Below are 23,336 nucleotides of genomic sequence, written 5' to 3'. Positions count from 1 at the left end.
CCTGTATGCAGATGATGTCTATGTATGGGAACAGAGGTTAAGGTCGTGAACTGGTCCAGGTCAATGGGTGTGGACGACACGGATGTGGCGGCGTGGTGTGGTCGCGCAGACTTCCGCGTCGTCAAGGTGCGCGCTCTCGCCGCGCGTGGGCGAGAGGGCCCGGTCTTGTCCTGGCTCCGTCGGCGCCGAGGTGCTGCCGAGCGGGCGCGGTTCATGAACGTGAACTGCGACCCCCTGTCGTCGTGGGCCCCGGCCGTCGTGTGGGGGTGTGCGGCGCGGGCCTGACATGGTGCCGGCCGATCGGAAGCATCAGCGGACTGCCCGAGACGGGGTCCTCGACGACGCGGCTGTCGAGGCCGAACGCGACGCGGACGTTCTCCTCCGTCAGCACCTCGGCCGGGGTGCCCGCCGCGTGGAGCCGGCCCGCCGCGAGGGCGATGAGATGGTCCGCGTAGCGGGCGGCGAGGTTGAGGTCGTGCAGGACCATCACGATGGTGGTGCCGCGCCTGTGGTTCAGGTCGGTCAGCAGGTCGAGGACCTCGATCTGGTGGCTCGCGTCGAGGAAGGTGGTCGGCTCGTCGAGCAGCAGCAGATCGGTCTGCTGGGCGAGCGCCATGGCGATCCACACGCGCTGGCGCTGGCCTCCGGACAGCTCGTCCACGGAACGGCCGGCGAGTGGCGTCGTGGCTGTCGCTTCCAGCGCCGCCGCCACGGCCTCGTCGTCCTTCTCGTTCCAGCGGGAGAACATCCCCTGGTGCGGGTGGCGCCCGCGGCCGACGAGGTCCGCGACGGTGATGCCCTCGGGGGCGACCGGGGACTGCGGCAGCAGCCCCAGCGTGCGCGCCAGTTCCTTCGCGGGCAGCCGGTGCACCTCTTTGCCGTCCAGTACGACCCGGCCCTCGCGGGGCGCGAGCAGCCGCGACATGGAACGCAGCAGCGTCGACTTTCCGCACGCGTTCGCTCCGACGATCGCCGTGATCCTGCCGGGCGGGACGACAAGATCGAGGGACTCGATGACGGTGCGGTCGCCGTAGCCGAGGGTGAGGCGCTCGGCCGACAGCGAGTGGGTCCTGGTCACAGCGAGCCTCCGGCCCGGTTGGTGCGGATGATCAGATGGACGAGGTACGGCGCGCCGAGAACGCCGGTGACGACGCCGACCGGATAGCGGGCGCCGAAGGCGAACTGGCCGGTGAAGTCGGCGACCAGTACGAGCAGGGAGCCGACGAGTCCGGCGGGTATCAGCAGGGACGTGCCCGGACCGGCGATCCTGGCCGCGATGGGGCCCGAGAGGAACGCGACGAACGCGATGGGTCCGGCCGCCGCCGTGGCGAAGGCGATCAGCCCGACGGCGGCGATGATCACCGTGATACGGGTGCGTTCGACGCGCACTCCGAGAGCGGAGGCGGTGTCGTCGCCGAGCTGCATCGCGGAGAGGTCGCGCGACCGTGACAGCAGTACGGGAGTGAGCACGGCCAGGGCCGCCACGGTGGGGAGGGCCTGGTCCCAGGTCGTGCCGTTCAGGCTGCCGGTCAGCCAGCGCGTCGCCTCCTGGAGGTCCCACTCGGCGGCCTGGGACAGCACGTAGGAGATGACGCTGTCGAGTATCGCGGAGATCCCGATACCGATCAGGATGAGCCGGGTGCCGACCACGCCGTCCCTGAACGCCAGCGTGTACACCAGCATCGCCACGGCGAGAGCGGCGGCGATCGCGAGGACCGACACCTGCGTCTCGCCGAGGGACAGCGTCACGATCGCGATGGCCGCCGCGGCGCTCGCGCCGGAGCTGATCCCGATGATGTCCGGGCTGGCGAGCGGGTTGCGGAGCATCGTCTGGAAGGTGACACCGGCCAGGCCGAAGCCGAACCCCGCGGCCACGGCGAGGACCGCGCGCGGCAGCCGCAGCCGGCCAACCGTGAAGGACGCCCCTGGCACCTGCTCGCCGAGGATCACCCGGACCACCTCGCCCGGCGGGTAGAACGTCCGCCCGGCCATCAGGGTCAGGGCGAACGCGGCGAGGACGAGGACGGCCAGCACCAGGACGACGCGGCGTCGCCTGGACACCCGGCGGATCCGGCCGCGGGCCACGGCGTCGCGGGCCGGCGGCCCGGTGAGGACACGGGCGCTCACAGGGCACGCACCTTCTGTCGGCGGACGATGTAGATGAAGAACGGGGCGCCGATCAGCGCCGTCACGATGCCCACGTCGATCTCCGCGGGGCGCGCCACGATCCGTCCGGCCACATCGGCGGCCGTCAGCAGCGCCGCGCCCAGCAGCACCGAGTACGGCAGCAGCCAGCGGTGGTCCACGCCGACCAGCAGACGGCAGGCGTGCGGAACGACGAGACCGACGAATCCGATCGGCCCGGCCACCGCGGTGGCCGCGCCGCACAGCACGACGGCGCCGAGCGCGGCCACCGCCCGTGCCACGGCGACGCGTTCACCGAGTCCCGCCGCGAGTTCGTCGCCCAGTGCGAGCGAGTTCAGCGCGCGCGCCGACAGCAGGCAGATGGTGAAACCCACGACGAGGAAGGGCAGTACGTGCCCGATCCGGTCGAAGGACGCCCCGCCGACGCCGCCGGTCTGCCAGAGCCGGAAGCTTCCGGCGATGTCGTTGCGGGGCAGCACGACGGCGCTGACGAGCGAGGCGAACGCGGCCGAAGTGGCGGCGCCGGCGAGCGCCAGTTTCAGGGGCGTGGCACCTCCCCGACCGATCGTCCCGACCGTGTACACGAATACGGCGGAGACCGCGGCACCTCCCATCGCGACCCAGACGTAGCCGGTCGGTGAGGTGAGCCCGAAGAACGCGACCGCCGTGACGACGGCGAGCGAGGCGCCCATGTTGACCCCCAGGATGCCCGGGTCGGCCAGCGGGTTGCGGGTCACGCCCTGCATGACGCCGCCCGCCAGGCCGAGCGCCGCGCCGATCACGGCCGCGAGCACCGTACGGGGTATCCGCTTCGTGGCCGCCGCCTGTTCCAGGGACTCGTCCGCGCCGCCGAACGCCGCCCAGACGTCGGACCAGGCGATATCGCGTGAGCCGAGGGCGACGGAGGCCACCATGATCGCGGCCAGCGCCAGAACCGCGACCAGGAACCACAGCGTCCGGACGCGCGCCGGACGCCGCACCACGGCGGCGTCCGGCGCGTGTCGGGTGCCGGACGCCGTCACTTGACCTTGTCCGCGGCCTCGGCGAGCGCCGCGACGTAGTCGTCCAGCACCCACGAGATCGACAGAGGCGTCGGGTTCGCCGCGGTCCCCAAGGGGGTGCTCCCGGGCAGGAGGTAGGTCGAGTCGCGCTCGACGGCGGGGATCTTCGAGAGCAGGGGGTCCTTCTTGAGCGTCTTGATCAGATCGCCCTTCTCATCGCCGTAGCCGGTGATGATGTCGACATCGTCGAAGACGTCGATCTGCTCGGCGCTCTGCGTCAGGGCGAACTTGTCCGTGCCCTCGGAAGCCTTCGCGATGCTGCCCGGGATCTTCAGCCCGAGGTCCTCGAAGAACAGCGTCCGTGTGTCGTGTGCCGTGTAGAAGCCGACCTCACTGACGTCGCCGGGGTCGACGTGCGTCATGAACATCGCCGACTTCCCCTTCAGCTGGGGGTACTTCGCGACGGTCTTCTCGATGTCGTCCTCAAGGCCGGTGATCAGTTTCTCGCCCTCGTCGGCGAGCCCGATCGCCTTGCTGTTCGTCCGGATGATCTCGCGCCACGGTGTGGCCCACGCGGCGTCCGGATACGCCACCACGGGGGCGATGTCGCTCAGTGTCTCGAAGTCCTGCTTGGTCAGGCCCGAGTACGCGGCCAGGATCACGTCAGGCTTCGTGTCGGCCACGGCCTCGAAGTCGATGCCGTCGGTCTCGTCGAACAACACCGGTGTATCGGCCTTGAGTTCGTCGAGCCGCTCCTCGACCCAGGGCAGGACCCCGTCGCCGTCGTCATCGCCGAAGTTCGCCGCCGCCATGCCGACGGGTACGACACCGAGGGCCAGCGGCACTTCGTGGTTGGCCCAGTTCACCGTGGCGACGCGCTTCGGCTTGGACGGGATGGTCGTCTTCCCGAGGGCGTGCTCGACCGTCATGGGGAACGCGCCGGAACGGCTCTCGCCGGCCCCGTCCTCGTCGGCGGACGGACCACCGCAGGCGGCGAGGCCCAGCAGGGCGGCCGCCAGGGTGAGCAGGCGAAGGCGAGGGGAACGCATCGATTCTTACTCCACTTCCAGATACCAGTGGCGCCGGTCCTCACACGTCTGGGGCCCGGGATGCCGTCGTGGAGTGGTGCACCGTACGCGCAAGTCAGTTAGGTAAGCCTTGCCTTGGTGACTCTAGAAGAGGTCGCCCGGCGTCGCAATCGACCGTTTGAGACATCTGATGTAGCGATCAGGACACCGAGTGGCGCGGGACACCCCGGGAGCCGGGCGTCCCAGGGGGCGGAGAACCTGGGCGCCGGACTCTCAGCGCGCCCGGAACGTGCCCGGGGTGAGCCCCGTCGTGCGCCGGAAGGCCGCGCCGAACGCGCTCGCCGACCGGTAGCCGACGTGTTCCGCGACAGCCTCGACGTCCCAGCCCTGGCCGAGCAGGGCGACCGCGCGCTGTGCGCGAACCGCCGCCACCCAGCGCGCGAAGCTCGTGCCCGTCTCGGCGTTGAACGCCCGGGTGACCGTACGGGGGCTCACGCCGAGCGCGGACGCCCAGTCCGCGAGCGTCCGCGGATCGCCCGGATCCTCGCGCACCACCTCGGCGATCGGGCGCAGCAGGGCGGACGTGGGCATGCGCACGAGCAGCTCACGCGGCGACGGCGCCAGCACATCGAGCACCAGCGCCTCGGTGGCCGCCCGCGAGTGGCCGGGGAGCCCGGGGTCGCCGAGCCGTTCCAGCAGCAGCCGCAGGAGGGGCGTGATCTCGACGGCCACGGGCGTGCCGGAGATCGAGGAGGTGGTGGGGAAGCCGAAGAAGCTCGCACGGAACCAGGTCCCGGCGACCGCGGAGCCGGAGTGCAGTGTGCCCGCGGGCATCCACAGTCCCCACGCGGGGGTGATCGTCCAGACCCGCGCACCGACCACGGCCGTGGACGCGCCACGCTCGTTCCAGAGCAACTCGTGGAAGGGGTGGGAGTGTTCGTCCCAGACGGTGTCGTGCTCGACGACCTCGTCGTAGCCCTTGATGACGAAGGGCGCCTCCGTCGGGCCCGGCGCGAGGACCGGCAGCGACCTGGTCACCCTGGTCATGCGCGCACCCCGCCCGCACAAGAACACGCGGCGCGGGAGTCGGATCGCATTCCCACACCCTAAACGGCCGTATGTCCGGACGGCTCACGGCCGTGCGCGGGACCGGCCGCTCCGCCAGTGGCCGCTCCGGCTTGGCCGCTTGCGGCGGCGACCGCTCGGGCGGTGGCCACTTAGGTCGTAACGGAATTTGCCTAGGATGATTAGGTAGACGCATAATCGACTCAGGCTGACGGAAGGATGGTCATGGCAAGAGCTGGACTGACCGCGGAACGACTGACGCAGGCGGGCGCGGAACTGGCCGACCAGGTCGGCTTCGACAAGGTGACCGTCTCGGCGCTCGCCCGGCGGTTCGGTGTCAAGGACGCGAGCCTGTACTCGCATCTGAAGAACTCCCAGGACCTCAAGACCCGGATCGCTCTGCTGGCCCTGGCGGAACTCGCCGACCGGGTCGCCGCGGCCCTGGCGGGGCGGGCCGGCAAGGACGCCCTGGTGGCCTTCGCGAACGCCTACCGCGACTACGCCCGGGAGCATCCCGGCCGCTACGCGGCGACGCGGCTCAGGCTGGACCCGGAAACGGCGGCCGCCAGCGCCGGCGGCAGGCACGCGCAGATGACGCGGGCGATCCTGCGCGGCTACGACCTGACGGAGCCGGACCAGACCCACGCGGTCCGGCTGCTGGGCAGCGTCTTCCACGGCTACGTCAGCCTGGAGACGGCCGGCGGCTTCAGCCACAGCGCCCCCGACTCGGAGGAGTCCTGGTCGCGGGCGCTGGACGCGCTCGACGCCCTGCTGCGGAACTGGCCCGCGCCCTGAACCCGGCCATCACGGCGTCCACCGGCCGCCGCCGCACCGCCCTGGCGCCTGGGCACGACCGGACTCCTCGGTCGTCCCCGACTCGGGCATCTCGGATATCTCAGGCACATCGATCAACAGGCGGAGAAATGAACACCACGCACCACTGGATCACCACACCTGTCACCACACCCATCACCACGGACATCCTGCGCGGCGCGCTCGACCTCGAACACACCGCACACGGCGTCCTGCCGCACCGGCTGCCCGCACGGGCCCGCGCCCAGTTCTCCGACGGGCAGCTCGCCATGGCCGAGTCCCAGCCCTCCGGCGTCCGGCTGGCCTTCCGCACCGGGGCCACCGTCATAGAACTGGACGTGCTGCCCACCAAGCGGGTCTACGTGGGTGCCCCGCCCCGTCCCGACGGTGTGTACGACCTGCTCGTCGACGGCCGCCTGGCCGGCCGGGCCAGTGTGACCGGCGGCAGCACCCTGACCATCGACATGACCACGGGGACCGCCGAGCACCGGCCGGGCCCCGTCGGCACCCTCCGCTTCGCCGGCCTGCCCGACGGCGTCAAGGACATCGAGATCTGGTTGCCGCACAACGAGACCACCGAACTCGCCGCCCTGCGCACCGACGCTCCCGTCGAGCCCGCACCGGACCGGGGCCGCAAGGTTTGGCTGCACCACGGCAGTTCGATCAGCCACGGCTCGGACGCCGCGAGCCCCACCACCACCTGGCCGGCGCTGGCCGCCTCCCTCGGCGGCGTGGAGCTGATCAATCTGGGTCTGGGCGGCAGCGCCCTGCTGGACCCGTTCACCGCCCGCGCCCTGCGCGACACCCCCGCCGACTTCATCAGCGTCAAGATCGGCATCAACCTCGTCAACGCCGACCTGATGCGCCTGCGCGCCTTCACCCCCGCCGTCCACGGCTTCCTCGACACCATCCGCGAAGGCCACCCCACCACGCCGCTGCTGGTCGTCTCGTCCATCCTGTGCCCCATCCACGAGGACACCCCGGGCCCCAGCGCGCCGGACTTCAGCGACGTCAGCGAGGGGAAGCTCCGGTTCCGGGCCACGGGTGACCCCGGGGAACGGGCCGCGGGAAAGCTGACGCTCCATGTCATCCGGGACGAACTGGCCCGCATCGTGGAGCAGCGGGCGGCCGAGGACCCGCACCTGCGGTACCTGGACGGCCGTGAGCTGTACGGCGAGGCCGACGCCGCCGAGTTGCCGCTGCCCGACGCGCTCCACCCGGACGCCGCGACCCACCTCCGCATCGGTGAGCGCTTCGCCGGACTGGCCTTCGCGCCCGACGGGCCCTTCGCGGACCGCAGCGCCTGACACCCGGTCCGTGTGCGAGGCCATCACGACAACGGCGCGCACGGCCGGGATGCGTGAGGCATCTCAGGAGGGTGTCAGCGAAATCTCAGGCGGGTCCAGCAGAATCATGAGCACCGAAGGGAACGGGGGAGACCCCGTCCCGAGGTGGGGAGAGGTACCCGAAGCGGCCCAACGGGGTTCCGGGGAAACCTGGACCGGGTGCAAGCCCTCGCAGGTTCGAATCCTGCCCTCTCCGCACACCGGTGGCCCGGCCACCGCCCGATCCGGGCGGCGGCCGGGCCGTGGACGCCGGGGAGGCGAGGTGCGGACGCGCACCTCGCCTCCCCGCCGTTCAGGCGTTCTTGCGCCAGACCAGCACGGCCGCCACCGCCAGCAGCGCGATCGCCGCGATATCGATCCGCGCCACACGCATCGTCGCGTCGTTGAGCCCCGGGGTGGAGTAGGCGAACAGCAGGAACGTACCCATGCTGATCCCGCCGCCGACGAGGGCGGGCACCCGCAGCGACGGGATGAACGCCGCGCACAGCAGGGCGATTCCGACGAGTCCCAGTAACACCGCGCGGTGCCGCAGAAGCACCGTCAGATCAGCGGAGTGGGGACCGTCGATCGACACCCCGTAGGCCGTGGTGATCCGGGCGGGGGCCAGTGCGACGACTCCGGGCAGGAGGTTCACCGCACCCACGACGACGAACAGCGCGGAGGTGAGTCGGTCGGTCCACATAGGTAATCCGTTCAACAGGAGAAAGGGATGATCGGGGTGTTGGTTAGCATGCCCGCATGCGACCAGCGCTGCTTTCAGAAACGTGCCGTGACCAGGCCGCGTTGTGGTTGTGGCCGGGGCACGCGCTGTATGTCGGACCGTCCCTCGAACTGGACGTCCACTCCGGGGCGGTGAGCTGTCTGGCGGTGGGCGTCGACGGCGCGTTCACGGTCCGGCTGGAACACGGCAGGGCCCATGTCGCCCGCACGGCGCTGGTGGCGGCGCGAGTGCGGCACCGCGTCGTGGCCGACGGGGGCCGGATGGCCTTCTGCTACCTGGACCCGGCGTCCGCGCGGGAGCGGGCGTGCCGCCGGCTGATGAGCGGGAGCGCGGAACTGGCGGGCGACCACCGGCGCGAACGCGAACTGGCCTCCCTGGCAGCGCTGTTGGAGCAGGACGCGCCGCTGCCGACCGTACGGCAGTGGCTGGATCTCGCCGGGCCCGACGGCCTCTCGGGCCGCCGGGACCCGCGCGTACAGCAGGCGACCCGCCGGCTCTCCGAGCGGTCCGGGCAGCGGCTCCCGGCAGCGGAACTGGCGGCGGAGGCCGGGCTGTCCGTCTCCGCCTTCCTGCGGCTGTTCCGGGCCGAGACGGGCACGACGTTCCGCCGCTACCGGATGTGGACGCGCATGCTGAGGGTGGCGACCCTGCTGGAGACCTGGCCCGATCTCAGCACCGCGGCCGTCGAGGCGGGCTTCGCCAGCCCGTCCCACTTCAGCAGCGCCTTCCACGCGATGTTCGGCCTGCGGCCCAGCAGTCTGTTCTCCTCGCGACTGACGATCAAAGCCGCCGGATAGACGGGACCTGCCGACGAATACCGGTCTCATGGTGTGCGGCGGGCTTCCCGGTCCATGCTGTTCAGGTAGGCCCGCAGAAGTCCCCTCGCCGGGCGCGCGGTGAGCGGGACCCGTGGGGCCCGGTCGCGGTGCCACGGATAACCACCGGGCCCGCGGGTCGCCGAGGGGTCTTCGACGAGGGACTCCGCGACATGCGATCCATGCGCCACCGACATGGCCAGGCCATGGCCGCAGCAGCCGCCGATGTACCAGACGTCCGGGTGGCCGCCGACCCGGCCGACCACGGGCAGGTCATCGGTGGTCATGCCTATCTGTCCCGACCAGCGATGGGTGACCGGCACCTCGGCGAGAGCGGGGTGCAGCCGCCGCAGCCGCTCCTCCAGCCAGGTCCAGGTGGCGGTGCGCAGCGCGGCGGCCCGGCCGGCGGGCAGCCCCGGCAGATGGACGGCCCTGCCGCCGCCCACCACCAGCCGGCCGTCGTGGGTGAGCCGGAAGTACGGCGCCAGGGACATGCTGTCGACGAGGGCCGTTCCGGTACCGCCCCCCAGCGCCGCGCGGGCCTCGGGGCCGAGCGGAGCGGTGGCGACGGCGTGCACCTGAAGGGGCAGGACGGTGCCGACGGGCAGCCCGAGCGGCCCGGCCGCCGCGTTGACGGCCAGGACGGCCTTGCGGGCCCGCAGCGTACCGCTGGGGAAGAGCAGTTCGGTGGGCGTGCCGCCATCACCGGGGCGCAAGCCGCGCAGCGGGCTGTCGTCGTGGAAACGTACGCCCTTCGCGGCACAGGCCGCCGCCAGCGCACCGCTCAGCGCGGCGGGGTCGAGAGTGCCGGCGGAGCGGTGGAACAGGCCCGCGTGATACGGGACATCGAGGCGCTCGCGGATATCGGCGGCCGACAGCACGGGGACATCCAGGCCGAGCGCCTGATACGTCCGCGCCTGCCGGGCGAGGGACGCCAGGCCGGAGGCGGTACGGGTCGCCACGATCTGCCCGCCCCCGCGCAGCCCGCACGGCGCGCCCAGCTCCTCCGTCAGCGCGACCACGCGCTCCACCGCGGTGACGGAGGCCAGATACATGTCCCGCGCCATGGAGGGGCCGTAGCGGCGGGCGGCCCGGTCGATGGACGGACCGACCCGGGGCCCCAGGAGGCCGGTGCCCCGGCCGCTCGCGCCGGCCGCCGGATGACGGGCGTCCACGACGACGACATCCAGGGAGGGATCGCGTTCGATCAGGTGGTAGGCGGTGGACAGACCGGCCAGTCCGGCTCCCACCACGGCGACATCGGCGGTGAGCCCGCCGGTCACCCGCCCGGAGGAGGCGCCGGTGGTGGCCCGGTGCGGGCGGTCTTCGGGGGAGGCGTCGGGTGCCCAGCAGGGCTCCTCCCGTACCGGGGCCGTCACCGCTTCCCCCCTTCCGCCAGGGCGCGGAAGCCGCGGTCGTGCCAGATCAGGGGCCGCCCGCCCGCCGTGTGCAGGGCGGCCACCCGCCCGACGACGAGGCAGTGGTCGCCGTACGCGCGTACCTCCTCGGTCCGGCAGACCGACCAGGCGAAGGTGTCCGCGAGCACCGGTGCGCCGAGTACCTCCTCGTACGACTCGGCGGCGAAACGCTCGGCGGGGGTGGCGGTGGCGAACAGCCGTGCCCGGCCGCTCTGTTCCTCGTGCAGCAGGTGCACCGCGAAGGCGGAACCCGGAGTGATGGCCGCGAGCGTACGCGAGGTGTGGGAGAGGCAGACGAGCAGCAGCGGCGGGTCGGCCGAGAGCGAGGTGACGGTCGAGACGGTCGTCCCCACCGGCCCGTCGTCCGAGTGCGCCGTGACCACGGCGACGCCGGAGGCGAGGCCGGCGTAGAAGTCCAGGCAGAGTTGGGCGCGGGGAACGGACGTCTGATCCGCTTCCGGGCCGCCGGTACGCGCACCGGCTATGACGGGCTGCATCATGGGGCTCCTTCCTGTCCGGTTTCTTGTGTTCTGATCCGGCGACCCGGGGGCATGACGGCATGGCGGGGCCCAGGGCCCGCGGACCGTGTCTCACGGGCGGACGGCGCTGCTTCGAAGAGGGTCTCTAGCGGCCGGACTCCAGCGTGTCCCGCAGCGCCACGAGGGTGGTGCGCATGGTGTCCCGGTTGCGGGCCCTGCGGCGTACGACGCCGGTCACCAGCGGCGTGACGGCGGTGAGCGCCATGCCGAACGGGCCGGAGCGCCGGTCCCGCCACTCCTCCCGCACCTCGCATCCCTCGGGCAGCGGTGTGAAGCGGTATGTCCAGCCCGCCACCGCGATACCGAGGAAGCTCACATGGAAGGCGAAGGCGCGGCCGGGATCCGCCTCGACCACCTTGCACAGGGTGGGCCACGGCAGCCATCGGGCGCGGTTGCGCCCGATGAACCGCATGCCCGCCCTGGCCGGGCCGCCGCGTCCGATGATCCACGCGCCGCGGCACTCCGGGCTCCACTCGCCCATCCTCGCCACATCGCTGACCGCCGCGTAGGCGGTCTCCGGCGGCACCCGGATGACGATGCTCTCGGATATCCGTGAGGGGGAGTCGGCTTCCGGCGGGAGCGCGGCTGTCTGGTCGGTCACTTGTGGGTCGTCCTCTCCATGCCGGCCCTCTCCGTGGCCGGTGCGGGTTCGGGCACGTGCGGGGGCCCCGGCGCGGGCTTGCGGCCCGGCAGCCACCAGTTCCAGCGGCTCATCAGACGCATGGACGCCGGGACGATCAGGAGCCGGATGACCGTCGCGTCGAGCGCGATGGCCAGAGCCATGCCGAGGCCCAGTTGCTGCATGGGCAGGATGCCAGTGAACGCGAAGGCCGCGAAGACCGCGACCATGAGGACGGCCGCGCCGGAGATCAGCGGCATCGTGGCGGACATACCCCGCGCCACGCTTCCGATGTCGTCCCCGGTGGCGAGGTGGTCCTCGCGGACCCGGCTGAGGAGGAAGACCTCGTAGTCCGTGCTGAGGCTGAACAGCAGGGTGACCAGCAGCACGGGAACGAAGTTGGTGAGATGGCCGTCCACGTCGAAGCCGAACAGCCCGGCGCCCAGACCGTCCTGGAAGACCAGCACCAGCACCCCGTACGTGGCACCCACCGAGAGCAGGTTCATCGCGATGGCCTTGAGCGGCAGGAACAACGAGCGGAAGGTGAGGAGCAGCAGCAGATAGATGACGGCGAGCATGGTCGCGATGACCGGCACCAGCCGGTCCTCGATCACCTTGTTCGCGTCGACGCCCTCGGCCGTCTCCCCGCCGACGTCGACGCTCCAGCCTCCGCCGCCGGCCGTGAATCCGGCGGCCTCGGCGCGTACGGACGTGAGCAGGTCCCGCACCGAGCCGGAGGAGGCGGTGTCGTCGCCCACCACCTCGATGACCGTGGTCCTGCCGTCTCCTGACACGAAGTGCCCGACCGTGCCACGGGCGTCGGAGGGTAGCCGGTCGAGCGCGGCGAGGACGGCGAACGGCCGGTCCTGGCCGGCCCGGCGGAGCGTGCCGAACGCCGAGTCGGTCCGTACCACCCCCGGCAGTCCGGCGACAGTGTCGTGGAACCGCAGCAGCTTCGCCACATCCGCCCCGGAGCGTTCCTGGAGAGGTACGCGCGACTCGACGACCACCTGGACCGGCGCGGCGCCGCCCACCCCGAACTCGTCCCGCGCCGTGTCGTACCCCTGGCGTACGGCCGCGTCCGCGGGCACCACCCGGGCGTCCGGGGTGAAGGTGTCCAGACGCAGGGCGGGCAGGGCGAGCGCGCTCAGCGCCGCGACACCGACCACCAGGTACAGCACGGGGCGGCGCATGACGGCGTGGGTCACGCCCACCCAACCGCCGCCGGACCGGGCCGTGTTCGCCGGGCGGCGGCCGATCCTGCCCCACTCGATCCTGGACCCCAGCAGATGCAGCAGCACGGGCAGCAGCAGCACACTGGTCAGTACGGAGAAGGCGACCACGACCACGACGCCGAGAGCCATCGACTGGATGACGCTCAGATCCACCAGGAACAGGGTGGACATGGCGGCCACGATGGTGATGCCGGACGCCACGACGGTCTCGCCGGAGGTACGCAGCGTGCGCGCGAGCGCGCGCTCGCGGTCCTCCCGGGACAGCGGGCCGCCCCCGGCCGGCAGTTCACTCTTGAACCGCATGATCATGAAGAGCGAATAGTCCACGCCCACGCCGAGCCCCAGCATCGTGGCGGCGTTCTGCACGAACACCGACAGCTCGGTATGCCGGGCGACGAGCGCGAGGACCGCGAGAGCGAAGACGACCGAGGAGACACCGACCAGCAGCGCGGCGAGGGCGGCCGCCACGCTGCGGAAGAGCAGCAGCAGGACGAGGAGGATCAGCGGCAGGGTGACCAACTCCGCGAGGATCAGCCCGCGTTCGCTGAGATGGTTCACCTCGCCCCACAGAGCGGCCTGGCTCACCAGCGACACCCGCAGGCCCTGTGGCTCGTACTGCCGGCTCAGCCTGTCCTGGATGCCGGGCAGCAGACGGCGCGCGGTTCCGTCGTCCAGCTCGGAGCCGACGCGGACCAGCGCGGTACGGTCGTCGTCGCCGAGGAAGGCGGCGCGCGCCCGGTCACCGGTGAGCGTGGTGTATCCGTAGTCGCCCGAGGCCCTCAGGGTGTCGTCCCCGAGCACGGCCTCGGCGGCGCCCCGCACCCGCGCCTCGAAGGCGGGATCGCCGGCCCGGTACCGGGTGTCCTCGATCACGAGGGTGAGGGAGGTGGCGCCGCGCCCGTCGAACCCGTCGGTGAGCCGCTCGGCGGCGACGGCGGAGCCGGAACCCGGCACGTACCACCCACCGCCACTGAGCAGTCCCGGCAGCGGGGCCGCCTGCCAGCCGGCCACCACGAGCAGCAGCAGCCACAGGACGGCGAGCGGCCGTCGCCGACGGCTGGTCAGCCGGGACAGACGCGTCGGCAGCCGGGACGGGGCGCGGCGGTCCCTCATGCGCGGATCGCGATTCCGTGTTCGCGGTCGTCGGTCAGGATCTCCATCAGCGCGCGATTGCCCGTGGTGAGACGCTGGCGCTTGCCGGTCGCCTTGTTGACCATCTCCAGCTCACACCGGCCGATCTTGGTGTTCAGGCAGTGCTTGATACCACCGGGCGGGTTGTAGTAATTGAGCCCGACGAAGTCCTCGGGCGCGGCGGTGAAGCGGCCCCGGATGGCGACGGTCTCGTCGGAGCTGGTGAAGTCCCAGTAGAAATAGCCGAAGTCGGCCTTGGCCTTGAGCGCCTGGCGGGGCGCGGACAGGGAGTACTCACGCTCCTCGTGGCGCAGCACCAGGAAAGTGATCTTCGGTGTCCTGACCGGGCCCACCAGCTTCGTACGGCCGGTGACGATCTCCAGGAAGCTGTCCGGGTGGTCGTCGAACCCGGCCACCTGACCGAAGGCGTAGTGATCGGTGTGCCGGCTGCCCCAGTTGTGGTTCTGGCTGCCCGTCCAGCCGTCGACGTCGATCGTCTCGCCGTCGACCGTCAGCTTGCCGCTGTACGTCGCCAGGGGGACCCCGACCAGGCTCTTGGCCTTGGGGAAACCCGCGGTGTACATGCCCGGCGGCAGCAGGAGCAGCGGGGGTTCCGCGCCCTCGTACGTCAGGTCCCAGCCGATGTGACCGTTGGTACCGGCCGCCTCGCCCTTCAGCGCGCCCGTCTCCAGGACCCGGTCGTTCACCCGGGCGCTGAACGAGTCGGGGCTGAAGTGGCAGTCGGAGATCGGGTACTCCTCCTTGGCCACCACATGACGGCCGGTCGTCCCGTCGAAGTAGATGGCCCACAGTTCACCGATGGCGGCCTGGGGCATGCCGGCGGGACTGAAGATCGTGTACCGGATCCAGAAGGCCCGTGGCTCGGTCGGGTGGTTGCCCCGCTGGTAGAAGCTCTCGTAATGGCCGGCTTCCTGACCCGGACGGTACTGCGTCCAGTTCAGGCGCTCCGCGTCCGCTGTGCTGGGGTCCAAGTTCATCGGGTCCGTCTTCCCATCCGATACCGGTACTGGCTGCTGTACTGTGCGGTGCTCTGCTCATGGAGCGCCGGGCGCTCCCGTGCGCGCGTGCGCGGTCATGGACATTCCGTAGCGCGGTCGCAGGGTGATCGACGCCTGGTTGACGACCCGGTGCGAGGGCACGTGCCGGAACTCGTACCGCCGTACCAGGGCGGCGAGCAGCAGATGTGCCTCCATCAGCGCGAAGTGCTTGCCTATGCAGAGATGCGGACCGGCTCCGAAGGGCATGTGCGCGAAGCGGTGGCGCCCCTTCCTGCCCTCGGGGGAGAAGCGGTCCGGGTCGAAGCGCTCCGGATCGGTCCAGTGCCGCTCATGGCGGTGGATGTTGTAGAGATTCACCAGCAGCCGTGAGCCGGCCGGCACGGTGTGGCCCCCCAGCACGGTGTCCTTGAGCACCAGTCTGGGGACGATCGGCGCGGACGGGTACAGCCGCAGCGCCTCCTCGAAGACCTGGAGCGCGTACGGCATGGCCGCCAGGTCGTCCATGGCCGGCATACGGTCGCCGAGGACCTCGTCCACCTCGTCCTGCACCCGGCGCAGTGCCCGGCGGTTCCCGGAGAGCAGATAGAAGGCCCAGGTGAGGGTGATCGCGGTGGTCTCGTGCCCGGCGCCGAAGGTGGTGATGACCTCGTCGCGGACCTCGCGGTCGCTCATGCCCTCGCCGGTGTCGGCGTCCCGTACGTCCAGCATCATGTCGAGCAGATCGGGCGGTCCCTCACCGCGCGGGACACCGTCGGCCGCCGCCTTGCGGCGCTCCGCGATGATCCCGTACGTCATCTCGTCGATGCCCCTCATCACCTCCTGGAAGCGGCGGTTGCGCGGTGTGGGCCACTGGGTCGGCGGGCTGAAGGGGTTCTGGAGGCGGTCGAAGGCGTAGTTGATGGCGACATCGACGGCTTCCGGACTGATGCCGTCCCTGGTCTGCTCGACATCGGTGCTGAACATGCACCGGCTGACGATGTCGAGCGTGACCCGCATCATCTCCTCGTGCACGTCGACCACATCGCCGCTCCGGTACGTGGCGGCCATGTGGGTGACCTGGTTCGCGGTCGACTCGGACATCGACTCAAACATGCGGGCGATCGCCTGCTTGGTGTAAATCGGCTGCATCATGCGCCTGTTGCGCATCCAGCTCTCGTGATCGTCGCTGGTGAGCAGGCCCTCACCGAGGATCAGCCGGAGCGGGTTGTCCGGGCCGAGCTTGCCGTAGGTCGCGCTGTCGGTGAGCACCTCACCGGCCAGCTCGGGGCTGGACACGCCGTGCACGACGACGGGACCGAGCCGGTAACGGACCAGATCACCGTGGTCGCGCCAGCCCTGGTGCATGGCGTCCAGGATGTCCTTGCGGAAGTCCAGGACGCTGCCCAGCACGGGCAGCCCACGCGCCTCGGGCGCGGAGGGGGGCGTCGCCCACGACGGGGACGGAGCGGCGGCGGTGCCGTGTGTTGCCGTCATACGAGAGTCACTCCCCTTCACTTCCGGGCCAGGGCGCAGACCCAGCCGAACGAGCGGAGCGGCTCCGCGACGAACCGGGCGTCCCGGAAACCGGCCTTGCCCAGCATCTCCACCAGATCGGCCCCCGAGAGGATCCGCAGACCCTCGCGCTCCGACCGCTCGGTGAACCGCCGCCCGAGCAGACGCTGTTTCGCCGTGGGCTTCTCGGCGGCCTCCCGGCTCATCTCCAGGGTGATCGCCACCTGGCCGCCGGGCTTGAGCACCCGGTACGCCTCGCTGAGCCCGCCCATCGGGTCGGGCCAGAAGTAGAACGTCTCGATGGCGCTGACCTGGTCGAAGGACGCGTCGTCGTACGGCAGTGCGCCGGCGTCGCCCCGTTTGAACTCCACCCGGCCCGCGGCGACGCCGTCGACATTGCGCCGTACGGACTGACGGACCATCTCCGCGGAGTAGTCCACGCCCGCGACGAACCCCTGAGTCGCCTGCTCCGACAGGAGCTTGACGGCCATTCCGCCGCCGCAGCCGATGTCCAGGACGCGCTGGGAACGGCGTACTTCCATGTGCTCGATCGCCCACGCGGTGAGCGTACGGTGCTGCTTCGCCATCACATGGCCGATCAGCCGTCCGGCGCGCCCGTTCGGCTGCCGGAAGTTGTCCTCCACCAACTCCAGCGGCCTCTTCAGCAGTTTGTCGATCATCCGGACTTCCCTTCACGGTTCGCAACGTCTCGGGTGGTGCCACGGAAGGGGACGCCGGCCCCGGAGGGCGGACCCGGCGACTTCCGGGAACGGGTATGCGGGCCACAGCGCGCCCGGGGAGCGGCGCGCTGGTGTCCCGTCTGCCTGACGGCCCTGGGCGCGGTTCCCTCACCCACGGGAACGGCGCCGCGGCACGGCATCGGAGGGTCGGCGGAGAGGGCAGGATTCGAACCTGCGCGGGCCTGAGCCTGTACGGCGACCCGATCCGGGTTGCCCCGGAACCCCGTTGGACCACTTCGGGTACCTCTCCCAGCCGCGGGGGCGGACCGGCCGCTGCTCCCGCCGCGCCACCGATGCTGCCGCAGCTTCCTGAGATCACGCTGAGATCTTCCTGAGACCGCCCGCCCCGTCGCGGACAGGGGCAAATCGGTGGAGTGGACCGGAATCGAAGCGGGCAGCAAGGAAGGGTTCAACGGGAGGGAAACACCATGAACGACACGACCGGACAGCGAAAATCCCACGTCCGGGAGGGCACCGACCCACGCTGCCTGCGGCCCGGCGAGGCCGCACGACTCCTCGCCGGCGCCCCATGGCGCCGCCTGGTGGTGCTGGGCGACACAGCGATCGAGCGGGCCGCGGAACAGGTCGACGGATACGGGCCGCGACCTTGGTACGACAGGGTCGCGGCCGCCCTGGGCGACGCCGCCGAGGGCTTCGCGTACCTCAACCTCCTCGGAAGGCGGCAGCTGCGCGCCGCACAGGTGCGCTCCGGGCAGCTCCCGGCCGCCCTCGCCTTCCGGGGAGACCTCGCGCTGGTCTGCTGCGGCACCGCGTACACACCGGACGAGGCGCCCGACATGTACGGGCTGACGGCGGAGCTGGTACGGATCGTCGCGCCGCTGCGTGACGCCGGGTACGACGTCGCGCTGCTCGGCTCCTACCAGCTGGCGGGCTGGCCCGGACTGCCGGCCGGCCGCCGGGAACAGGTGGCCGAACAGCAGAAACGGGTCTCCGAACAGGCCAGGGCCGTCGCCCTGCGCCACGGCACGCTCTACATCGATCTCGCGTCCCACTACTCCGACACCGAGGTGGCGGCCGTGTGGAGCCGCGACCGGGCGCGGCCGAACAGCCTCGGCCACGCGGTCGCGGCCGCCTCCGTGGTGCGGGCCCTCGGCGGCAGGACGGCCGCCGCCGTGCCCACGGCCGGGGCCGACCACGGCCAGGTCAGGCCCTGGTGAACAGCAGTACGGCATTCTGACCGCCGAATCCGAAGGAGTTGCTGACGGCCACCTCGGCGCGCAGATCGCGCCCGGCCTTGAACACCATGTCCAGTTCCAGTTCCGGATCCAGGCTCTCCAGATTGGCGGTCGGCGGGATGTGACCCTCCTGGAGGGTCAGCGCCGTCACCACCGCCTCGATGGCCCCGGCCGCGGCCAGGGAGTGGCCCACCACACCTTTGACGGAGGTGACGGCGGGCCGCTCCCCGAGCACCCGGCGGATCATGCGGGCCTCGGTGGCGTCGTTGAGCAGCGTCGCCGTGCCGTGCGCGTTGACATGGTCCACCTCGTCCGGACCGACCCCCGCGTCGCGCAGCGCGGCGCGCACGGCGAGCTCGGCGCCCCGGCCGTCCGGATCGGGGGCGGTCGCGTGGAACGCGTCGGCGGAGGCGCCGTACCCGCTGACCATGGCCCGCACCGTGGCTCCGCGTGCCCGCGCGTCCTCGGCGCGTTCCAGGACGAGTACGGCCGCGCCCTCGGCCGGCACGAAGCCGTCCCGGTCGGCGTCGAAGGGACGGGAGGTGGCGGACAGATCGTCGCGGCGGTCGGCCAGGGCCCGCATCTGGCCGAAGCCCGTGATGAGCGAGGGGACCAGAGGCGCTTCGGTGCCGCCGGTGATCACCACGTCGCAGGCTCCGCTGCGCAGCAGTTCGCGGGCCGTGCCCACCGCCGTGGTCCCCGAGGCGCAGGCCGTAGCCGTCACCAGACTGGGTCCCCTGGCGCCGAACATCATGGACACGTATCCGGCGCACATGTTGGGCGACAGCATGGGGATGAGCAGTGGGGAGACCTTGCGGGCTCCGCGTTCCAGCAGCACCTTGTGCTGTTTCTCCCAGGTGGTGGCGCCGCCGATGCCGTTGCCGAGTACGACACCGACCCTGGTGGCGTCCCAGGAGTCCCGGTCGAGGCCGGAGTCGGTGACCGCCTCATGGGCGGCCACCAGCGCGAGCTGGCTGCTGCGGTCCAGCCGCCACAGCTGCTTGCGTTCGATGAGCCCGCCGGGGTCGAAATCGGTGACGGCGCACGCGAAGTCGGCGGGTATGCCGGCGAGCGCCGGTACGTCGGTGGCCGCCGTACCCGCCCCGGCACGGATCCGCTCCCAGCTCCGCTCGACCCCGGTCCCGGCGGCCGTGACCATGCCGACTCCGGTGATCGCCGCGTCGAACGGGGCCTGTGCCGGGGCGGTCGTCGGTGGGCGGGCCATCAGACGGTGGCCAGCTTGCCGGAGATGAGCTCGGCGGCCCGCCCGACGGTCGACTCGGGACCCAGGTCACTGTCCTCAAGAGGTACGCCGAACTCCTCCTGGGCGGCGACGGAGAGCTCCACGAGGGCGAGGGAGTCGAGTTCGAGGGCGCTGAGCGTGCTGGTCGGTTCGATGCTCTCGGCGTCCAGGCCGAAGGTGCTGGTGAGCAGTTCCAGCAGCTGCTGGTAGACGTCGTCCATGAGGGGTTTCCTTCCGGAGCCTAGACGTTCGTGGGTGTGCCGGCGGCGGGTGCCGGAGCGGCGTCGAACTGGTCGGTGAAGCGGGCGTAGGCGGGGTGGGCCACCGGCTCGAACTCCAGCGCGAAGGGCTTGAGGAAGTTGCCGAACAGCGCGCGGTCGCCGAACAGATGGATGGGGATGACCAGCAGCGCCCACTCGGGGCCCCACAGCCAGATCCACGCGAGCACCACGAGGGTCTGGGTGACCAGGCTGTGCATGACGTTGTAGAGCACGTAGTAGGCCCGGTGTATCCGCTTGGTCGCGCTGCGGTGGTAGGCGATCGCCCCGGGGATGTATCCGATGAGGTCGATATAGACGAACAGCCCGATCGCGGGGAGCCATCTGACCTCGTCGAGATGGGTGAGGAAAAAGGCCGCGGCGATCACCAGACCGAGCCCGTACTCCAGCCGGATCAGCCGGTAGGTGGTACGCGTCTCGAAGAGGTTCTTGCCGTCCATCAGCGCGATCCCGAGGCGGCGGTGACGGGCGCGGCCGTCAACTCGGCGACGGCGCGGGCGACCGCCTCGTCGCCGACCACCGAGGCGTTGCCCTCGAAGAGGCTGATGACGACCCGGGCGATGGTCTCCTTGAAGACCCGTTCGGCGACCGGGTCGAGGATGCCCGCGAGGCTGGGGATACCGAAGTCGAACTCGGCGCTGAAGTCGACCACGCAGTCCCCGCCGTCCGCGACGAGCCGCCAGACACCGGCGAACTCGGCGAAGTCGCCGTCGGTCTGCTCGAAGGTGATGGTCAGGGCGTCCCGGTCGAACCGGTCGGTCTCGGTCCAGCACAGGATGCCGTTGCGGAAGTAGACCTCCCAGTCGCTGACCTCCTGCGTGCCGGATTCCCGACGGGACGTCACCGAGCGGATGACCTCGGTGAACTCGGAGTACCGGCCGAACGCGCTGACGCGATCGAACGCCACTGCCGCGTCGACGTCGTGAACGCGGACCTTCACTTGCACGCTACGCATGGATTTTGTCACCTTCTGCTGTGGGTGCGTACCGGGCGCCCTGCGCGCGGCACGCGCGGTCGACCGCCTCGTAGAAGTAGTCCAGGTCGCTTCTGGTCAGAACGGCCGGCGGGGTGAAGCGCAGGACGAGATGGGAGTTGAGGGAGTGGTTGGCGATGACGCCGTTCATGATCAGCTCGATCAGCAGATCGCCCGCCGGCCCCGGCTGGGCGAACTCGATTCCCAGCAGCAGCCCTTGGCCCCGTACCTCCCGCACGGCGTCGCCGTAGTGCGACCGGACGATACGGTCCAGCTCCGGGAGGATCTCGGCGCCCAGCTCGCGGGAGCGGGTCACGAGGTCGTCCTCGTGCATCGCCGTGAGCGCCCCGCGTACGGCGGCCATCGCCAGCGGTGCCCCGGAGAACGTGGACGTGTGCAGATACGGGTCCCGGTCGAAGGCCCTGAACGCCTCCCGGGTGGCGACCACGGCCGACACCGGAACGACGCCGCCGCTGAGCCCCTTGCCGACGAGCAGCACATCGGGGCTGATGTCCTCCCGGTCGGCGCCCCACCAGGAACCGAGCCGGCCCAGACCGGTCTGGATCTCGTCCAGGACGAGGAAGGCCCCGTACCGGTCGCACAGTTCCCGCACCGCGCGCAGATAGCCCGCGGGCGGGATCACCACTCCTGCCTCGCCCTGCACCGGCTCGACGAACACACACGCCTCGCCGGGGGTCGCGGCCAGCTGTGCTTCGAGGGCGGCGGCGTCACCGTACGGCACATGGCCGGTCTGGGGCAGCAGCGGCCGGAACGGGTCCTGGAACACACTCTTGCCGGTCAGGCTGAGCGCGCCCATGGTCTTGCCGTGATAGCCGTTCTCCATGGCGATCAGCCGGTGGTGGCCACGGGTGCGGGCCAGCTTGATGGCCGTCTCGGCCGCCTCCGCCCCCGAGCCCGCGAAGTGCACCCGCTCCAGTCCTCGCGGTGCCACCGACACCAGGGCGTCGGCGGCCAGGGCGACCTGCGGTTCGAGGAAGAGGCGGGTGGCGACGGGGTGGGTGGCCAGCTGCTCGGCGACCTGCCGGATGACGGTGGGATGCCGGGCGCCCATCAGGAAGACGCCGTATCCGCCGCAGTTCAGGAAGCGTTCGCCCGTCGAGGTGGTGACCCAGGCACCTTCCGAGGCCACCTCGATGTGCCCGCCGAACAGCTCGCCGAGGGTCGCCCGGCCCTTGCTGAGACGGGCCCGGTACAGCCTGCCCAGCTCCTCACGCCCGAGGGCGGGCGCGGCGGCGGGGACGGCCGGGGGCGCGGCCGGCGGAAGAACGGATGTCGGTGTCGTCGATGGCATGGATCTCCCTCTCTTCAGGTCAGGCGCAGGGGGTGGCCCGCGACGTGGTCGAGGTACGGACCCGTGAAGCTGGACCGCGACGGCGGGTGGAACGACAGACCGTGTGCGGCGCCGGCCAGGTAGGCCACGTCGGAAGAGGACATGAAGGCCGTGCCGCCGAGCAGTTCGACGGCCTGGTTCAGCGCGTCGCCCAGCGCGTCCTGGGCGGCGTACCGGGCGACGAGCGTCCGGGCCAGCGCCGCGTTGCCGGTCTCGCCGTCCCTGATCATCCGGGCGGTGCCCTCCAGCAGCAGGGCGGCCGTCTCCAGCCGGGTGACCACCCGGGCGCGGTCGGAGTCGCTGCCCCGGCCGCCGTCGACGACCCGCTCGACCAGCCCGCTGACGATGCCGAGATAGCAGGCGGAGATGAGCAGTTCGAACCAGATCAGGCCGACGGTCTGGAGATCGTCCAGATTCCCGGCGTCGCCCTCCGGCTCGGTGCGCATCAGCAGCTGCTCGTCGACGAAGACGTCCGTGAGCCGCACCTCGTCGCTCTCCGCGCCCGCGAGGGTCCTGCTTCCCCAGAACGGATGGACACTGACCCCCTCGGTCTCCCGGGGGATCAGCAGCACCGCCATCCTCGGCTCACCGCTGTCGGTCGGCAGCGCCACGCTGGCGGTGAGCAGGTCCATCGAGTGCGACAGACTGCACGGCTTCTTGGAGCCGTTGATCACGAAGCCGCCGTCCGCCTTCGACGCCGACATCATCGGCGAGAGGATGCCCCGCCCCGGCCGGCCTTCCGCGAAGCCCGAGGCGACCAGCAGCCGCTGCTCCGCGATCCCTTCGAGCAGCGCCCACTCCATACCGCTGCTCTGGATGGACCCGGCCAGCGTGAACAGGGTCGCCACCGAGAAGTGGTGCATCGTGGTGGCGATCGCCAGGGACGGTGCCCGCGAGGCCAGGGCCCGTACCACGGCGAGGGCCTGGAGCGGATCGGCTCCCGCCCCGCCATAGGTCTTCGGGATCACCAGACCGGGGCCGCCGGCCGCGCGGAAGTGGTCGAGGGCGGGGTTCTTCGGTGCTTCCAGCTCTTCCAGCGGGGTGCCGGAGAGCAGATCGAGCAGGCCGGGCAGGAATGATTCGCACGTCTCGCGTGCGGCTTCCAACGAGCGCATGGATCCCCCTCTGTTCTGTCGTTCCGTCGTCGTTCTGTCGTGATGGCCTCTGGG

Annotated in this window: 23 protein-coding genes and 2 tRNA genes; 5 read left to right on the top strand and 20 right to left on the bottom strand. The window is 71.2% G+C overall.

Annotation, left to right across the window (positions count from 1 at the left end; translation table 11 throughout):
- Positions 1-211: 211 nt before the first annotated feature.
- From ACZ7LS_RS18065 to ACZ7LS_RS18045, 5 genes are all read right to left on the bottom strand, one after another.
- Complete coding sequence (locus ACZ7LS_RS18065) at positions 212-1,078, bottom strand: ABC transporter ATP-binding protein (protein ID WP_385135507.1); 867 nt, start codon at positions 1,076-1,078, stop codon at positions 212-214.
- The gene (locus ACZ7LS_RS18060; protein WP_385135510.1) at positions 1,075-2,127 is read right to left on the bottom strand and encodes a FecCD family ABC transporter permease; all 1,053 of its coding nucleotides are present in this window, start codon (positions 2,125-2,127) and stop codon (positions 1,075-1,077) included. Before ACZ7LS_RS18060 ends, ACZ7LS_RS18065 begins: the two co-directional genes overlap by 4 nt.
- Positions 2,124-3,167 (bottom strand): FecCD family ABC transporter permease, encoded by a 1,044-nt coding sequence (locus ACZ7LS_RS18055; protein ID WP_385341591.1) that lies wholly within the window; start codon positions 3,165-3,167, stop codon positions 2,124-2,126. The genes ACZ7LS_RS18060 and ACZ7LS_RS18055 overlap by 4 nt, the downstream gene beginning before the upstream one ends.
- Entirely contained in the window at positions 3,164-4,195 is a 1,032-nt protein-coding gene (locus ACZ7LS_RS18050; protein ID WP_382968946.1) for an iron-siderophore ABC transporter substrate-binding protein, read from the bottom strand. The genes ACZ7LS_RS18055 and ACZ7LS_RS18050 overlap by 4 nt, the downstream gene beginning before the upstream one ends.
- A gap of 252 nt (positions 4,196-4,447) precedes the next feature.
- On the bottom strand, positions 4,448-5,221 hold the full coding sequence (locus tag ACZ7LS_RS18045; RefSeq protein ID WP_385137442.1) for a helix-turn-helix domain-containing protein: 774 nt from the start codon (positions 5,219-5,221) through the stop codon (positions 4,448-4,450).
- A 243-nt stretch (positions 5,222-5,464) separates the two neighbouring features.
- Between ACZ7LS_RS18045 and ACZ7LS_RS18040 the strand changes: the two genes are divergently transcribed.
- From ACZ7LS_RS18040 to ACZ7LS_RS18030, 3 genes are all read left to right on the top strand, one after another.
- Entirely contained in the window at positions 5,465-6,034 is a 570-nt protein-coding gene (locus tag ACZ7LS_RS18040; RefSeq protein WP_385137444.1) for a TetR/AcrR family transcriptional regulator, read from the top strand.
- Positions 6,035-6,162: 128 nt separating this feature from the next.
- Entirely contained in the window at positions 6,163-7,359 is a 1,197-nt protein-coding gene (locus ACZ7LS_RS18035; protein ID WP_382515645.1) for a GDSL-type esterase/lipase family protein, read from the top strand.
- 148 nt (positions 7,360-7,507) lie between these two features.
- Positions 7,508-7,594, top strand: a tRNA-OTHER gene (locus ACZ7LS_RS18030).
- A 96-nt stretch (positions 7,595-7,690) separates the two neighbouring features.
- On the opposite strand, the gene ACZ7LS_RS18025 is transcribed toward ACZ7LS_RS18030, so the two are convergent.
- Positions 7,691-8,080, bottom strand: coding sequence for a hypothetical protein (locus tag ACZ7LS_RS18025; RefSeq protein WP_382515648.1), 390 nt, complete (start codon positions 8,078-8,080; stop codon positions 7,691-7,693).
- 56 nt (positions 8,081-8,136) lie between these two features.
- Between ACZ7LS_RS18025 and ACZ7LS_RS18020 the strand changes: the two genes are divergently transcribed.
- The gene (locus ACZ7LS_RS18020) at positions 8,137-8,916 is read left to right on the top strand and encodes an AraC family transcriptional regulator (protein WP_382515651.1); all 780 of its coding nucleotides are present in this window, start codon (positions 8,137-8,139) and stop codon (positions 8,914-8,916) included.
- A 26-nt stretch (positions 8,917-8,942) separates the two neighbouring features.
- Here ACZ7LS_RS18020 and ACZ7LS_RS18015 read toward each other — a convergent pair whose 3' ends face one another.
- From ACZ7LS_RS18015 to ACZ7LS_RS17980, 8 genes are all read right to left on the bottom strand, one after another.
- A complete protein-coding gene (locus ACZ7LS_RS18015; protein ID WP_382515652.1) occupies positions 8,943-10,313 on the bottom strand; it encodes an NAD(P)/FAD-dependent oxidoreductase in 1,371 nt (456 codons plus the stop codon).
- Positions 10,310-10,852 carry a flavin reductase family protein gene (locus tag ACZ7LS_RS18010; RefSeq protein WP_382515654.1) on the bottom strand — a complete coding sequence of 181 codons (543 nt, stop codon included), beginning with the start codon at positions 10,850-10,852 and terminating at the stop codon, positions 10,310-10,312. The genes ACZ7LS_RS18015 and ACZ7LS_RS18010 overlap by 4 nt, the downstream gene beginning before the upstream one ends.
- 124 nt (positions 10,853-10,976) lie before the next feature.
- A complete protein-coding gene (locus ACZ7LS_RS18005) occupies positions 10,977-11,492 on the bottom strand; it encodes an SRPBCC family protein (protein ID WP_382515656.1) in 516 nt (171 codons plus the stop codon).
- Positions 11,489-13,858, bottom strand: coding sequence for an MMPL family transporter (locus ACZ7LS_RS18000; RefSeq protein ID WP_385132796.1), 2,370 nt, complete (start codon positions 13,856-13,858; stop codon positions 11,489-11,491). The genes ACZ7LS_RS18005 and ACZ7LS_RS18000 overlap by 4 nt, the downstream gene beginning before the upstream one ends.
- Entirely contained in the window at positions 13,855-14,874 is a 1,020-nt protein-coding gene (locus ACZ7LS_RS17995; protein ID WP_382515662.1) for a hypothetical protein, read from the bottom strand. The genes ACZ7LS_RS18000 and ACZ7LS_RS17995 overlap by 4 nt, the downstream gene beginning before the upstream one ends.
- 57 nt (positions 14,875-14,931) lie before the next feature.
- Complete coding sequence (locus ACZ7LS_RS17990) at positions 14,932-16,368, bottom strand: cytochrome P450 (RefSeq protein ID WP_382515665.1); 1,437 nt, start codon at positions 16,366-16,368, stop codon at positions 14,932-14,934.
- A gap of 17 nt (positions 16,369-16,385) precedes the next feature.
- Positions 16,386-17,066: a class I SAM-dependent methyltransferase gene (locus tag ACZ7LS_RS17985; RefSeq protein ID WP_382515668.1), complete on the bottom strand. Its 681-nt coding sequence runs from the start codon at positions 17,064-17,066 to the stop codon at positions 16,386-16,388.
- 211 nt (positions 17,067-17,277) lie between these two features.
- Positions 17,278-17,376 (bottom strand) — tRNA-OTHER (locus tag ACZ7LS_RS17980).
- A gap of 178 nt (positions 17,377-17,554) precedes the next feature.
- Between ACZ7LS_RS17980 and ACZ7LS_RS17975 the strand changes: the two genes are divergently transcribed.
- Complete coding sequence (locus ACZ7LS_RS17975) at positions 17,555-18,304, top strand: GDSL-type esterase/lipase family protein (RefSeq protein WP_382515670.1); 750 nt, start codon at positions 17,555-17,557, stop codon at positions 18,302-18,304.
- On the opposite strand, the gene ACZ7LS_RS17970 is transcribed toward ACZ7LS_RS17975, so the two are convergent.
- Genes ACZ7LS_RS17970 through ACZ7LS_RS17945 form a run of 6 tightly spaced genes read right to left on the bottom strand, consistent with a single transcriptional unit; the run spans position 18,291 to position 23,282 of the window.
- Positions 18,291-19,547, bottom strand: coding sequence for a beta-ketoacyl-[acyl-carrier-protein] synthase family protein (locus ACZ7LS_RS17970; protein WP_382515673.1), 1,257 nt, complete (start codon positions 19,545-19,547; stop codon positions 18,291-18,293). The two genes, ACZ7LS_RS17975 and ACZ7LS_RS17970, sit on opposite strands and share 14 nt — an antisense overlap.
- Positions 19,547-19,786: an acyl carrier protein gene (locus ACZ7LS_RS17965; RefSeq protein ID WP_382515675.1), complete on the bottom strand. Its 240-nt coding sequence runs from the start codon at positions 19,784-19,786 to the stop codon at positions 19,547-19,549. The genes ACZ7LS_RS17970 and ACZ7LS_RS17965 overlap by 1 nt, the downstream gene beginning before the upstream one ends.
- A gap of 20 nt (positions 19,787-19,806) precedes the next feature.
- A complete protein-coding gene (locus ACZ7LS_RS17960; protein ID WP_382515677.1) occupies positions 19,807-20,283 on the bottom strand; it encodes a hypothetical protein in 477 nt (158 codons plus the stop codon).
- A complete protein-coding gene (locus ACZ7LS_RS17955; RefSeq protein ID WP_385132790.1) occupies positions 20,283-20,798 on the bottom strand; it encodes a type II toxin-antitoxin system RatA family toxin in 516 nt (171 codons plus the stop codon). Before ACZ7LS_RS17955 ends, ACZ7LS_RS17960 begins: the two co-directional genes overlap by 1 nt.
- Positions 20,791-22,128, bottom strand: coding sequence for an aspartate aminotransferase family protein (locus ACZ7LS_RS17950; protein WP_385132787.1), 1,338 nt, complete (start codon positions 22,126-22,128; stop codon positions 20,791-20,793). Before ACZ7LS_RS17950 ends, ACZ7LS_RS17955 begins: the two co-directional genes overlap by 8 nt.
- Before the next feature lie 14 nt (positions 22,129-22,142).
- The gene (locus ACZ7LS_RS17945; RefSeq protein WP_385132784.1) at positions 22,143-23,282 is read right to left on the bottom strand and encodes an acyl-CoA dehydrogenase family protein; all 1,140 of its coding nucleotides are present in this window, start codon (positions 23,280-23,282) and stop codon (positions 22,143-22,145) included.
- Positions 23,283-23,336 lie beyond the last annotated feature (54 nt).

The sequence above is a fragment of the Streptomyces sp. NPDC039430 genome, assembly GCF_055639435.1.
The sequence above is the reverse complement of the archived record's forward strand: the minus strand, read 5'-3'. Positions and strand labels throughout refer to the sequence as shown.